Raw genomic sequence first — 13160 nt, 5'->3', positions numbered from 1 at the left:
GCTACGGCGACGAGGGCGGTTACGGCGACACGCCCACGACCCCGCCTCCGACCAAGACCCCGCCCCCCCCCCCCCCCCCCCCCCCCCCCCCCCCCCCCCCCGCGCGCGGCGCCCGCGCGCGGGGCGCCGGGGGGGGCCCGCACGCGCGCGGGGGGTGGCTCGTCGGCGGGGCCGACGGGTACGGAGGTGGCTCGCCGGCGGAACCGAGGTGTGCGGGTCAGCCGGTGGTGCCCTGAGTGAGCCCCTCGAGCGTGCCGCCCGTCGGCTCCCCCGGGTCCGACGGCTCACCCGGGTCCGAGGGCTCCGGGTCCGAGGGCTCCGGGTCCGTCGGCTCCGTGACCGTGGGCTCCGGGTCCGTCGGCTCGGGGTCCGTCGGCTCGTCGGTCGGCTCGTCCGTCGGGGTGTACGACGGCGTGGAGGAGGGTGTGTCGTCGCCCCAGCCCGAGCCCGAGTTACCGCCCTCGTTCTCGGTGGAGGTGTCCGTGGACTCGTCGGTCGCCTCCTCGCTCGGCTTCTCGCTCGACGTCTCCTTGTCGGTGCTCTCCGAACTGGTCTGCGTCGGCTTCGTGCCGGTGCCGCCCTCGCCGCCGCCGTTGTTCAGCGCCAGCGCGACACCCGCGGAGATCGCGATCACCGCGAGCACGGCCAGGATCCACAGCTTGCCGCGACCGCTGCCCTGGTTGCCGTGCCCCTCGAAACCGCCGTCGTCGCGGCCGCCCTGGCCCGGGATCATCGGCCGCGGGATCTGCGCGGTGCCCTCACCCGGGTGCGACAGCACGGCCGTGCCCGCCATGCCCATCGCCGAGGTCCTGCCCGCGTCGTGCGCGGTGACGGGGCCGGTGTTCCAGGTGCCGGTGTGGGGGCCCTGGTCGTACAGCATCTGCAGGCCGTACTGGACCAGCCCGCGCATCTCCTCGGCGGTCTGGAAACGGTCGTCCGGCTCCTTGGCGAGCGCGCGCATGACGAGGCCGTCCAGCTCCGGCGGGGAACCCTCATGGATCTCGGACGGCGGGGTGGGGATGTCCTGGACGTGCTGGTAGACCACCGACAGGGGCGTCTCACCGATGAACGGCGGTCGCAGCCCGAGGAGTTCGTACAGCAGGCAGCCCGTCGCGTACAGGTCGGAACGGTGGTCGACGGCCTTGCCGAGCGCCTGCTCCGGGGAGAGGTACTGCGGGGTGCCCATGACCATGCCGGTCTGCGTCATCGTCGTCGACGCCCCGTGCAGGGCGCGGGCGATGCCGAAGTCCATGACCTTCACCGCGCCGTTGTCCGTGATGATCACGTTCGCCGGCTTGATGTCGCGGTGCACGATGCCGTGCTGGTGCGAGTAGGCGAGCGCCTCCAGGACACCGGAGACGATGATCAGGGCCTGCTCCGGGCCGGGCGCCTCGGCGTTGTGCAGCAGGTCGCGGATGGTGCGGCCCTCGACCAGCTCCATCACGATGTACGGCACCGACTGGCCGCCCACGAAGTCCTCGCCGGAGTCGTAGACGGCGACGATGGCGTGGTGGTTGAGGCCGGCCACCGACTGCGCCTCGCGCGTGAAGCGGGCCTTGGACACCGGATCCTCGGCGAGGTCCGCGCGCAGCAGCTTGACCGCCACGGTGCGCCCGAGGCGCACGTCCTCGGCCGCGAAGACCTCGGCCATGCCGCCCCGGCCGAGTCTGCCGGTCAGCCGGTACCGGCCGTCCCCGACAAGTCCGCCGTTACCCCACATCTCCGGCGCATCTGACATTCCGCCGCCAGTCGCCTCGGGGTCGGACGGGCCCTGAGCGCGCTGCTGCTGTGCCATCAGTCCTCGCCGTCGTTTCTGCCCGCGGTGCGCGCGGTGTTGTTACGGTCTCCGTCGGCCACGCTACAGCCTTCGCGCAAGCCCCCGGTCCGAGATGGATCGAGACGGCCAGGGGGCCGGACCGGGACGGACGGGCCGTCGAACCGGTCATGAAACCCTCGTGCCGTCGCGTCGTGCAAATCCTGTGTACCGCCCGTACGGCAGCTGTAACGCTTCCGCGACGCTTCTTTCGCGTACGGTCACGGAACGGGCACCGAGCTTGACGTGTCAGTGCCCTGGGGCAGACTTGGCCGGAAGCAGCACTTTCGATCAACGGCGCCTCAAGGCCCACGGGGGATACGGAACATGAGCCAGGACGGGGCACAGGGCCGGTACACGGGGCGGGCACTCGCCGGTGGCCGGTATCAGCTGCGTGACCTGCTCGGCGAGGGCGGCATGGCTTCGGTGCACCTCGCCTACGACTCCGTGCTCGACCGCCAGGTCGCGATCAAGACCCTGCACACGGAGCTGGGTCGCGAACAGGCGTTCCGCGAGCGCTTCCGCCGCGAGGCCCAGGCCGTGGCGAAGCTCACGCACACCAACATCGTCTCGGTCTTCGACACGGGCGAGGACAACCTCGACGGTCTGACGACGCCTTACATCGTCATGGAGTACGTCGAGGGCCGCCCGCTCGGCTCCGTGCTCGACGAGGACGTGCGGCAGGCCGGGGCGATGCCCGCCGACAAGGCGCTGAAGATCACCGCGGACGTACTCGCGGCCCTGGAGATCAGCCACGAGATGGGCCTGGTCCACCGGGACATCAAGCCGGGCAACGTGATGGTGACCAAGCGCGGCGTGGTCAAGGTCATGGACTTCGGCATCGCCCGCGCCATGCAGTCCGGCGTCACGTCCATGACGCAGACCGGCATGGTCGTCGGCACCCCGCAGTACCTCTCGCCGGAACAGGCGCTCGGCCGCGGCGTCGACGCCCGCTCCGACCTGTACTCGGTCGGCATCATGCTGTTCCAACTGGTCACCGGGCGGCTGCCGTTCGACGCGGACTCGCCGCTGGCCATCGCGTACGCGCATGTGCAGGAGGAACCGCCGGCCGCGTCCTCGATCAACCGGGCGCTGCCGCCCGCCGTCGACGCGCTGATCACCCGTGCGCTGAGGAAGAACCCCAACGAGCGCTTCCCCACGGCCGAGTCCATGCGTGACGAGTGCCTGCGGGTGGCGGCGTCCTTCCAGGCGGCCCCGCCGAGCATCGTGCCGGGCGCACCGACGCAGAGCGGCGGTGGCGTCGGCTCCGCCGTGTTCCCGCCGATCGGCCAGGCGACCCCGGCGCCGCCGCACGGCGGCGTGCAGACGCCCTACCAGCCGCACCCGACGCCGAACCCGTACGGCACGCCGGCGCCCACCCCGGCGCCCTCGCCCGCGTACGGCTACCCGCAGCAGGGCGGTTACGCGACGCCGCACGCCGCGTACGGGCCCCAGCCGACGCCGAGCACGCCCCCGCCGTACAACATCACGCCGCAGTCGCAGGCGCCCGCGAGTGGTGGCGGGAGCAACAAGCCGGTGATCATCGGCTCGATCGCGGTCGCCGTGCTCGCGGTCGGCGGCCTGATCACGGCCCTCGCTCTGAACGGCGGCGACAGCGACGACAAGGGTGGCGGCGGAAACGGCGGGACCAGCACCTCCACCTCCACCTCCACCTCCACCTCCACCTCGTCGACCGAGGTCCCGGGCTACCGGGAGCCGGACCTGACGAGAACGATCGAGAAGGAGGAGTGCTCGGAACCGGAGGAGTCGTACAACGACCCCGAGAAAATCCGGATTCCGAACTTCCAGTTCAAGAACCTCACCTCGGTCAGGGAATGCCTCCAGGCCGCGGGCTGGCAGCTGAAGACCAAAGAGGTCGACGAGAACACCTACGGCAAGGACGCGGTCATGAACCAGTTCCCGTCCGCGGGGACGGACGTGGACCCGGAGGACATGCCGGAGATCCTGCTCGAGGTCTCGACGGGGTATCCGCCCTCCTGAGCGGCGGAAAGAGGAAGGGCCCGGCGGATGCCGGGCCCTTTTTGCGGTGTCCTTACGTCTTTACAGGTACGGGACGGCTTTACAGGTACGGGACGGCTTTACAGGTACGGGCCGCCCGAGCGGCCGACCGTACGGGGGTCGTCGCCTTCCTGGCCGAGGCCGGGCGGCAGGGCGCGGCGCATCTGCTCCAACTGGGCCCGTGCCGCCATCTGCTGGGCGAACAGCGTGGTCTGGATGCCGTGGAAGAGGCCCTCCAGCCAGCCGACCAACTGGGCCTGCGCGATCCGCAGTTCGGAGTCGCTGGGCGTCACATCGTCGGTGAAGGGCAGGGAGAGCCGCTCCAGTTCCTCGACCAGCTCCGGTGCCAGACCGTCCTCCAGCTCCTTCACGGAGCTCGCGTGGATCTCCTTGAGCCGGACCCGGCTGGCCTCGTCGAGAGGAGCCACGCGCACTTCCTCCAGAAGCTGCTTGATCATGCTGCCGATCCGCATCACCTTGGCCGGCTGCTCGACCTGCTCGGTCAACGGAGTCTCATGGGAGTCGTCGTCCCCGCCCCCGCCGAGTGCCATGCCGTCCTGGCCCACGACCACGATCTTCTGGGCGTTCTCCGACGACCGTTCGTTGCTCGGCATCTCCATGCCGTCATTCTCTCGCACACGTCCACCCCATCACCGAGGCACCCCCCGCGCACGGTGATCCACCGATGACGCCTCTTGTCCAGGACCCCACATCGACGCCCGGAATGCCGTGATCGTCACGTGATGCAAGCATTGTCCCGTCGCTGGTGGCGACCTGTTCCCGGGAGGGGGTCACCGACATGACTCGCAGGCGGGGCGCGCGGCGGGCGGCCGGGGCGGTGGTGCTGGGGGGCGCGCTGAGCACGGTCGTACTCGCCTGCGGGCCCATGGCCTCGTACGGGACGGCCGGTCCGTCGTACGCCGGGACGGAATCGTCGGCCTCCCCCTCCGGCTCCGCTCCCCCTTCCCCCTCCGGCTCCCCTTCCGGCTCCGTGGAACCCAGCTGGGCCGGGAGCAGGGCCGGGGAGGGGCGGCTGCGCCCCGGGCGGCCGGAGGAGCCCGAGACGCGGACCCCGCGCCCGAGCGGGACCGGCGCCGCCGACGACGTGTCCCCGTCGCCGTCGACGTCCGGTCCCGGGGCGGTGGACGAGGACGTGCAGGCCGTGCCGGACGCCGATCCGAGCGGACCGGCGCCGCGGATCCTGCCGCTGGGCAGCGGCCTGGTCCTGATCGGCCTCGGCCTGGGCCTCGCCTTCGTGGCCCTGCGGGTGCGCCACGCACAGGGGTGAGCGGCGAGGGCGGCGCTCCGGGACCCCGCCACGCCGCGAGCCGCGAGGGCCGGCCTAGGCTCCCCGCTACGCCGTGACCAGCAGGACCTTGCCGATGTGGCCGCTCTCCTCCAGCAGACGGTGGGCGGCGGGGGCGTCCCGCATCGGCAGTTCACGGTCGACGACCGGGCTGACCCGGCCGGACTCGATCAGCGGCCAGACATGCTCACGGACGGCCGCGACGATGGCCGCCTTCTCGCCGAGCGGGCGGGCGCGCAGCGAGGTCGCGCTGATCGCGGCGCGCTTGGCGAGCAGGGCCGCGATGTTCAGCTCGGCCTTGACGCCGCCCTGCATCCCGATGATCGCCAGCCGGCCGTTGACGGCGAGGGCCTGGACGTTGCGGTCGAGGTACTTGGCGCCCATGTTGTCGAGGATGACGTCGGCGCCCTCACCGGCCGTGGCCTGCCGGATCTCCTCGACGAAGTCCTGCTCGCGGTAGTTGATCAGGATGTCGGCGCCCAGCTCGGCGCAGCGGTCGAGCTTCTCCTTGGTGCCCGCGGTGACGGCGACCTTGACGCCGGCGGCCTTGGCGAGCTGGATCGCCATGGTGCCGATGCCGCTGGAACCGCCGTGCACCAGCACGGTCTCGCCGGGGCGCAGGTGGGACACCATGAAGACGTTCGACCAGACCGTGCAGGTCACCTCGGGCAGCGCCGCGGCCTGCCGGACGTCGAGGCCGCGGGGCACGGGCAGCAGCTGACCGGCGGGAACGGCGACCTTCTCGGCGTAGCCGCCGCCGGAGAGCAGCGCGCACACCTCGTCACCGACGGCCCAGCCGGAGACCCCGGAGCCGAGCGCGGTGATCCGGCCGGAGCACTCCAGGCCGGGATAGGGGGACGCGCCGGCGGGCGGGGCGTAGTTGCCCTGACGTTGCAGGACGTCGGCCCGGTTGACGGCACTGGCCACCACCTCGACCAGCACCTCGCCCTTCCGGGCGACCGGATCCGGGACCTCGTCCCACACCAGCGCCTCGGGCCCACCAGGTTCGGGAATCGTGATCGCATGCATGAAAGGGACGCTACTCCTCCGTCCTCGGACCGAGGCCGCTCCGTCATTGGTCCGGTCCGCTGAGAAATCCCTGTGCGCGGCCGATGAGTTTGCGCGACGGTAAAGGTCTCCTCATGCGTTACCCAAGTACGGGGAAGGACAACACACCATGAGCCAGCAGACGCCCGGTCTGGCCATCGAGACAGCGGGCCTGGTCAAGACGTTCGGCGAGACGAGGGCCGTGGACGGCGTCGACCTGGCCGTGCCCACCGGCACGGTGTACGGCGTCCTCGGCCCGAACGGCGCCGGGAAGACCACCACCGTGAAGATGCTCGCCACCCTGCTCCGGCCGGACGGCGGCGAGGCCCATGTCTTCGGTCACGACGTCGTCCGGGAGGCGGACGAGGTACGCGGCCGGGTCAGCCTGACCGGGCAGTACGCGTCCGTCGACGAGGACCTGACCGGCACCGAGAACCTCGTGCTGCTCGGCCGCCTCCTCGGCCACCACAAGAAGGCCGCGCGGGAGCGCGCCGCCCAGCTGCTGGAAGCCTTCGGGCTCTCCGACGCGGCCGCGAAGCAGGTCAAGAACTACTCCGGCGGCATGCGGCGCCGCATCGACATCGCCGCGTCCATCCTGAACACGCCCGACCTGCTGTTCCTGGACGAGCCGACGACCGGTCTCGACCCGCGCAGCCGCAACCAGGTGTGGGACATCGTCCGCGCGGTCGTCGCCCAGGGCACGACCGTGCTGCTGACGACGCAGTATCTGGACGAGGCCGACCAACTGGCCTCCCGGATCGCCGTCATCGACCGCGGCAAGGTGATCGCCGAAGGCACCAAGGGCGAGCTCAAGGCGTCCGTCGGCGCCGGCTCCGTCCATCTGCGGCTGCGCGAGGCGGACCAGCGGCCGGAGGCCTCGCGGCTGCTGCGGCAGGTGCTCCGGGCCGATGTGCAGCTGGAGCCGGACCCGGTGGCGCTCACGGCGCGCGTAGGCGGCGACGGCGGCCGGGGCGCCGCCGGGCAGGCCGCCGCGGCACTCGCCGAACTGGCGCGCGCCGGCGTCGTCGTCGACAACTTCTCACTGGGCCAGCCGAGCCTGGACGAGGTCTTCCTCGCCCTCACCGGACACGACACCAAGGCGCACGACGAGCCACGGGCTCACGACGCGAAGGACGGGGCAGCCGCATGAGCACCGCGACCGGCACCGAGACCAAGGAACTCGCCCCCGTCAGCACGGAGTCGCTCGCCGCGCTGCTCGTGGCCAAGGAGCGGCCGCCCCGGCCGAGCGCCCTGTCGGCCTCGCTGACCTTCGGCTGGCGCGCGATCCTGAAGATCAAGCACGTACCCGAGCAGCTCTTCGACGTCACCGCCTTCCCGATCATGATGGTGCTGATGTACACGTACCTGTTCGGCGGGGCGCTGGCGGGTTCACCGAAGGAGTACATCCAGTTCCTGCTGCCCGGCATCCTGGTGATGTCCGTCGTGATGATCACGATGTACACGGGCGTCTCGGTCAACACGGACATCGAGAAGGGTGTCTTCGACCGGTTTCGCAGCCTGCCGATCTGGCGGCCGGCGACGATGGTCGGCTATCTGCTCGGCGACGCGCTGCGCTACACGATCGCGTCCGTGGTGATGCTGACCGTCGGCATGATCCTCGGCTACCGGCCGGACGGAGGGGTCGGCGGTGTGCTCGCCGGAATCACGCTGCTGGTGGTCTTCTCGTTCGCGTTCTCCTGGATCTGGACCATGTTCGGGCTGATGCTGCGCACCGAGAAGTCGGTGATGGGCGTCAGCATGATGGTGATCTTCCCGCTGACCTTCCTGTCCAACGTGTTCGTCGACCCGCGGACCATGCCGGGCTGGCTCCAGGCCTTCGTCAACAACAGCCCGGTCACCCACCTGGCCTCCGCGGTGCGCGGGCTGATGGGCGGCGACTGGCCCGCCGACGAGGTCGCGTGGTCGCTGGGCTGGGCCGGGCTGTTCCTCCTGGTCTTCGGGCCGATCACGATGCGGCTGTACAACCGCAAGTAGTTCCCTGACGAGGATGTGGCCCCGCAAGGGGTGCGGGGCTACTCGTCGGTGACGTGGGGCTTGTCGGACGCGGCGGGAGGCCGGGGCCTGTCTGATGCGGCGGGAGGCCGGGGCCTGTCGGATGCGGCGGGGTGTCGGGGCCTTTCCTGAGCGGCAGCCCGGGGGATTCCTTGTGCGGTACTCCGGGGCATCTCGGGCGCCGCGCGGGGCGACGACGCCGTTTCCGGGGTGTCTCCGCCCGGCGTCCCGGGCGCGGCCCGCGACGCGATGGTGATCACCCGGTCGGTCAGTTCCAGCGTCCGAACGGCCGGGTCGTCGTAGTGCAGCACCCGGTGGCCGCGGACGACGCTGATCACCAGATCCTCGGTCTCGCGCGGGCTACGGCCCACCTCCGCACGCGTCACCGGCCGGTCGACGACGTCCAGGCCGCTGCCCTGACGGATCAGGTCCTCCATGACCAGTCCGGCGGTGGGGCTGAGCACCGACAGACCGAGCAGCCGCCCGGCCGCGCCGGCGCTGGTGATGACCTCGTCCGCGCCGGACTGCCGCAGCAGCGGCGCGTTCTCCTCCTCGCGCACCGCGGCCACGATCGTCGCGCCCTGGTTGAGCTGCCGGGCCGTCAGCGCCACCAGCACGGCCGTGTCGTCGCGCTGGGTCGCGATGATGATCTGCCGCGCCCGCTGCACCTCGGCCCGCTTCAGCACGTCACTGCGGGTCGCGTCCCCGAGCACGGCGGCGTAGCCCTGGGCCGTCGCCGCGTCGATCGCCTTGGCGCTGGGATCGATCACCACGACCCGGTCCTTCTTCAGCCCCGTGGCACAGACGGCCTGGATCGCCGCCCGGCCCTTCGTTCCGAAGCCGACGACGACGGTGTGGTCGCGCAAGGAGAACCTCCAGCGGGCATGTGCGGGGAGCCGAGCGGGTACGGCTCCCAGACGTCTGGTCCGACGCTACCGAGCGTCCGGACGAGCGCCCACCCCGGTCGGCGTGTCGGGACAGGGGGCACGGCGTCCGCACCGGGTGCCGTGCGAAACGATGGACCCGACCGACGGACTACGCCGCAGGGGGCCAGCCATGAAGGACGACGAGCAGCCGACCGCGCAGGGGGCGAGGTCCGCGCTGCTGCGGTCCCTCTGGAGCCGCTCGCGCAAGGAGGCCCGCGCCGACGCCGAGGCGGGCCGCTCCATCACCATGCCGGCGCAGAACGTCGTACCGCCGCTCCAGCAGGTCCTCAAGCGCCTGTCCGTGGCCATACTGGTGCTCGCCCTGACGGTCCTGATCGTCTACGTCGACCGCGAGGGGTACACCGACAACTCCGACGGCCCCGTCGACCTGCTCGACGCCGCGTACTACGCCACCGTCACCCTCTCCACCACCGGGTACGGCGACATCACCCCGGTCAGCGAGACCGCCCGGCTCACCAACATCTTCGTCATCACACCGCTGCGCGTGCTGTTCCTGATCATTCTCGTCGGCACGACCCTGGAAGTGCTCACCGAGCGCACCCGCCAGCAGGTGCGCATCCATCGCTGGCGCGCCCGCACCCGGGACCACGTCGTGGTCATCGGGTACGGCACCAAGGGCCGGCACGCCATCGAGACCCTGGTCGGGCAGGGCATCGGCAAGGAGCGGATCGTCGTCGTGGACGCGCAGCGCAAGACGGCAGACGCGGCCGGCGACGACGGGCTCGTGGCGGTGACCGGTGACGCCACCCGCTCGGAGACCCTGCTCAAGGCGGAGATCCAGCGTGCCACCCGCGTGATCATCGCCCCGCAGCGCGACGAGACGGCCACCCTGATCACCCTCACCGCACGCCAGCTGAACCGGCACGCCACGATCGTCGTCGCGGTCCGCGAGGACGAGAACGTGCCGCTGCTCAAGCAGAGCGGTGCCGACACCGTCGTGACCACCTCCAGTTCGGCCGGCCGACTGCTCGGCAAGTTCACGGCCAGCCCCGCCGTGGCCCGGACGCTGGAGGATCTGATGACCCTCGGCAGAGGGATGGACCTGATCGAACGGCCGGTGACGTCGGCCGAGGTGGGCCGAACGCCCCGCGAATGCGCCGACCTGGTGGTGGCGGTCGTACGGGACAGGAAGATGCTGGGCTACACCGACGGGTGGCGGACGGAGCTGCGGGCGGGGGACCGGGTCATCACGGTGAGCCGACCGGTGGTCACCGCCTGACGCGTGGTCCCACGGTATGGCGAGCAGCACCGAGGGCGACGATCACGGTGCGTCGTCGATGTTTCACGTGAAACACACCCCGGGGCCCGCCGTGGCCCACGGGAGGGCGAGGATTTCCGCCGCCTGACCGGGCCGTGCCCCACCGGGCGGCACGACGGCGAGGCCGTCCGCGGCGGCGACGCCACGCAGCATGGCCGGACCGTTGTAGTGCAGCGGCACCGCCCGGTCGGCGCGCAGTGTGACGGGGACGAGCCGTGTGTCGAACGGGTGCCCCTGCACGGCGTCCCGCAGGGGCAGCGCGTTCGGCTCCCGGGCCGGGCGTGCCGCGAGCGTACGGAGCAGGGGTTCGACGAGGGTCAGGAGCCCCGAGACGGCCGCCAAGGGGTTGCCGGGCAGGCCGACGAGGTGCTGGTTCTCCCCGGTACGGGCCAGCAGCATCGGGTGGCCCGGGCGCACCTTGACCCCGTTGACCAGAGGTTCCGCGTCGATGCGACGCAGTGTCGGCTGGACATGGTCGACCGGGCCGGAGGCGGTGCCACCGGTGGTGACGACGAGATCGGCGTCGCTGGCCGTGATCGCCTCGTACAGGGCGTCGGCGTCGTCGCCGATCCTCCGCACACCCGTGACCTCCGCGCCCATCGCCTCCAGCCAGGACGGCAGCATGGGGCCGAGGGCGTCGCGGATCAGGCCGTCGTGCGGGAGTCCCTCGGTGAGCAGCTCGTCGCCCAGGACGAAGACCTCGGCGCGCGGGCGCGGGACGGCGGTCAGGGTGTCGTACCCGGCCGCAGCGGCAAGGCCCAGCACGGCGGGCGTCACGAGCGTGCCCGGCGGCAGCAACCGGTCGCCGCTACGACACTCCTGACCACGCGGGCGGATGTCCTGGCCGTGACCGGGGTCGCGGGTGGCGTGCAGTCTGCCCCGGCCGTCCGTGCGGCCGTGCTCGCTGCGCAGTACGGCTGTGGTGTCCGGCGGGACCCGGGCGCCGGTGGCGATCCGGACGGCCTCGCCGTCATCGAGGCGCGCGGGGGACGCGTGGCCCGCGAGGACGCCGTCCTCCCGGACCATCCAGGGGCCCGGCCCGGCGACCGCCCAGCCGTCCATCGCGGAGGTGTCGAAGGAGGGGAGGTCGGTGAGGGCGGTGAGGGGGACGGCCAGGGTCAGGCCGAGGGACGCGACGAGGGGGAGCGTGACGGGGGCACCGCGGACGCGGGTCCTGGCGGCCCTGGCGGCGATCTCGCGGGCCTCGGGCCAGGGGGTGGCCTGGTGATGCCGGTCCTGTGGCGTGCCGTGCCGGTGGCCGGCCGGCCGGGGGGTGTCCTGCACCGGGGCGCGGTCCTGGGGGCGTGCGGTGCGGCCACCGGAACCGCCGGGGGCGGCGGAGAGCCCGGCGCCGTCGCCGACGAGGGCGCCGTCCCGGTGAGCGTCGGCCTCCCGGCGAACTGCGCCGTCCCGATGGTCCGCACTCTCACGGTGAGCCGCGCCGTCCCGGTGAGCTGCATTCTCACGGTGAGCCGCGCTGTCCCGGTGAAGGGCGTTGCCCCGGTGACGAACCTTGTCCCGGTCCTCCTTCACGAGTGCCAGTGCCTCCTCGACGTCCCGGTCCTCGACGGTGCGGCCCTTGCCCTCCGGGACGCTCCGGTCGTCGACGGTGCGGCCCACGCTCCGGTCCTCGACGGTGCGGCCCTTGCCCTCCAGGACGCTCCGGTCCTCGACGGTGCGGCCCTTGCCCTCCTGGACGCTGCGGTCGCCGACGCCCGGGTCCTGGATGTCCCGGCCCTCGGTGCCACGGCCGTCGGGGTTGCGCTCGTCGACGACCTCGCCGTCATGGACGCCGGGGGCGTTCATCCGGCGTCCGGGCGAGGCTCGGCGGAGGGCCCGCCGTCCTTGGCGGCGTCCTCCTCCGCCCAGCGCGACGCCAGGGCGGCGGCCTTGCGCGATGCCTCGGCGACCGCTTCGGGGCCACCGCCGGCGCGGGCCGCGGCGTAACCGACGAGGAAGGTGGTCAGCGGTGCCGCGGGCCGGGCCACCCCGTGGGCCGCGTCGCGGGCGAGATCGAGCAGGACGCCGGTGTCGACGTCGATGTCGATGCCCAGTTCGTCCTTGACTGCGGAGATCCATTCGTCCAGCACGAGACCATGCTCCCTGATACGTGACCTGGCGGTGGCGATGTCGTCCCAGGTGTCGCAGTCGAAGGACGCGACGGGGTCGAGGACGCGGGTGAGGTGCAGTTCGGCGGTGAGGAGCCGGAGCGGCAGGCCGGTGAGGCCGCCGTGCCGGCCTGCGAGGTCCGAGAGCGTCGCGCGCAGGCGGTCCGCCCGGTACGCGGCCACGAGCGGCTGGTCGCGGCCGCCCGGGTCGGTGAGCAACACGCCGTCGGCGGTGCCCGATTCCAACGCGGTGAGCAGACCTTTGACCGTCGAGGCGGCGAGGAACGGTAGGTCCGCGGAGAGGACGACCACCCGGCCCGTGCCGGCCGACGGCAGCCCGGCCGCGAGGGCGGCAAGTGGCCCCCCGCCCGGCGGGTCCTCGCGCGCCCAGGCCACGGGCCGTGCCGTGGGCCGGGGTTCGGCGACGACGACGGTGGCCCGGGCGTCGGCGCAGGCGGCGAGCACCCGGTCCAGCAGCGCGCGGCCGCCCACGCGTACGCCGGGCTTGTCGGCCCCGCCGAGCCGCCGCGCGGCACCGCCGGCGAGCACCACGGCGTCGTAACCGAGGTCGCCCGACGCGGTGCGCTGCTTCTCGCTCACCCCCTGAGTATGGGGTCCGCCCACCGTCTCGGGGAACGCGGGCGGACCG

10 protein-coding genes and 1 pseudogene are annotated in these 13160 nt (G+C 72.3%); 5 read left to right on the top strand and 6 right to left on the bottom strand.

Translation table 11 applies throughout. The features are described 5' to 3' along the window. Positions 1–217 precede the first annotated feature (217 nt). The gene (locus ACWCPM_RS04550; RefSeq protein WP_450974647.1) at positions 218–1795 is read right to left on the bottom strand and encodes a protein kinase domain-containing protein; all 1578 of its coding nucleotides are present in this window, start codon (positions 1793–1795) and stop codon (positions 218–220) included. Positions 1796–2140: 345 nt separating this feature from the next. Here ACWCPM_RS04550 and ACWCPM_RS04545 point away from each other — a divergent pair, with 345 nt between their 5' ends. Next, a complete protein-coding gene (locus ACWCPM_RS04545) occupies positions 2141–3814 on the top strand; it encodes a protein kinase domain-containing protein (RefSeq protein ID WP_450974646.1) in 1674 nt (557 codons plus the stop codon). Between the two features lie 98 nt (positions 3815–3912). Here the strand turns inward: ACWCPM_RS04545 and ACWCPM_RS04540 are convergent, their stop codons facing one another. After that, a complete protein-coding gene (locus tag ACWCPM_RS04540; protein ID WP_450974645.1) occupies positions 3913–4452 on the bottom strand; it encodes a bacterial proteasome activator family protein in 540 nt (179 codons plus the stop codon). 179 nt (positions 4453–4631) lie between these two features. Here ACWCPM_RS04540 and ACWCPM_RS04535 point away from each other — a divergent pair, with 179 nt between their 5' ends. Beyond that, entirely contained in the window at positions 4632–5120 is a 489-nt protein-coding gene (locus ACWCPM_RS04535; RefSeq protein ID WP_450974644.1) for a hypothetical protein, read from the top strand. A gap of 66 nt (positions 5121–5186) precedes the next feature. Here ACWCPM_RS04535 and ACWCPM_RS04530 read toward each other — a convergent pair whose 3' ends face one another. Then, positions 5187–6167, bottom strand: a complete 981-nt coding sequence (locus ACWCPM_RS04530; RefSeq protein WP_450974643.1) for an NAD(P)H-quinone oxidoreductase — start codon at positions 6165–6167, stop codon at positions 5187–5189. Positions 6168–6315: 148 nt separating this feature from the next. Between ACWCPM_RS04530 and ACWCPM_RS04525 the strand changes: the two genes are divergently transcribed. Both ACWCPM_RS04525 and ACWCPM_RS04520 read left to right on the top strand, forming a co-directional pair. Then, positions 6316–7335, top strand: coding sequence for an ATP-binding cassette domain-containing protein (locus tag ACWCPM_RS04525; protein WP_450974642.1), 1020 nt, complete (start codon positions 6316–6318; stop codon positions 7333–7335). Continuing rightward, the gene (locus ACWCPM_RS04520) at positions 7332–8180 is read left to right on the top strand and encodes an ABC transporter permease (RefSeq protein WP_450974641.1); all 849 of its coding nucleotides are present in this window, start codon (positions 7332–7334) and stop codon (positions 8178–8180) included. The genes ACWCPM_RS04525 and ACWCPM_RS04520 overlap by 4 nt, the downstream gene beginning before the upstream one ends. Before the next feature lie 203 nt (positions 8181–8383). On the opposite strand, the pseudogene ACWCPM_RS04515 reads toward ACWCPM_RS04520, so the two are convergent. Next, positions 8384–9079 (bottom strand): annotated as a pseudogene (locus ACWCPM_RS04515) (potassium channel family protein); the annotation flags it as partial. 175 nt (positions 9080–9254) lie between these two features. Between ACWCPM_RS04515 and ACWCPM_RS04510 the strand changes: the two are divergent. Beyond that, complete coding sequence (locus ACWCPM_RS04510; protein WP_450974640.1) at positions 9255–10364, top strand: potassium channel family protein; 1110 nt, start codon at positions 9255–9257, stop codon at positions 10362–10364. A gap of 63 nt (positions 10365–10427) precedes the next feature. Here the strand turns inward: ACWCPM_RS04510 and ACWCPM_RS04505 are convergent, their stop codons facing one another. Together ACWCPM_RS04505 and ACWCPM_RS04500 are read right to left on the bottom strand one after the other, a co-directional pair. Beyond that, positions 10428–12023, bottom strand: coding sequence for a molybdopterin molybdotransferase MoeA (locus tag ACWCPM_RS04505; protein ID WP_450974654.1), 1596 nt, complete (start codon positions 12021–12023; stop codon positions 10428–10430). 182 nt (positions 12024–12205) lie between these two features. After that, the gene (locus ACWCPM_RS04500) at positions 12206–13111 is read right to left on the bottom strand and encodes an NTP transferase domain-containing protein (protein ID WP_450974639.1); all 906 of its coding nucleotides are present in this window, start codon (positions 13109–13111) and stop codon (positions 12206–12208) included. Between the last annotated feature and the right edge of the window lie 49 nt (positions 13112–13160).

It is taken from the genome of Streptomyces sp. NPDC002309 (assembly GCF_053593375.1).
Note: the sequence above shows the minus strand (reverse complement) of the source record. Positions and strands in the feature narration are given on the sequence as shown.

Coding starts and splice junctions, on each gene's coding strand:
- ACWCPM_RS04535 (WP_450974644.1), top strand. CDS start 4,632: ATGACTCGCAGGCGGGGCGCGCGGCGGGCGGCCGGGGCGGTGGTGCTG.
- ACWCPM_RS04540 (WP_450974645.1), bottom strand. CDS start 4,452: ATGGAGATGCCGAGCAACGAACGGTCGTCGGAGAACGCCCAGAAGATC.
- ACWCPM_RS04550 (WP_450974647.1), bottom strand. CDS start 1,795: ATGGCACAGCAGCAGCGCGCTCAGGGCCCGTCCGACCCCGAGGCGACT.
- ACWCPM_RS04510 (WP_450974640.1), top strand. CDS start 9,255: ATGAAGGACGACGAGCAGCCGACCGCGCAGGGGGCGAGGTCCGCGCTG.
- ACWCPM_RS04520 (WP_450974641.1), top strand. CDS start 7,332: ATGAGCACCGCGACCGGCACCGAGACCAAGGAACTCGCCCCCGTCAGC.
- ACWCPM_RS04545 (WP_450974646.1), top strand. CDS start 2,141: ATGAGCCAGGACGGGGCACAGGGCCGGTACACGGGGCGGGCACTCGCC.
- ACWCPM_RS04530 (WP_450974643.1), bottom strand. CDS start 6,167: ATGCATGCGATCACGATTCCCGAACCTGGTGGGCCCGAGGCGCTGGTG.
- ACWCPM_RS04525 (WP_450974642.1), top strand. CDS start 6,316: ATGAGCCAGCAGACGCCCGGTCTGGCCATCGAGACAGCGGGCCTGGTC.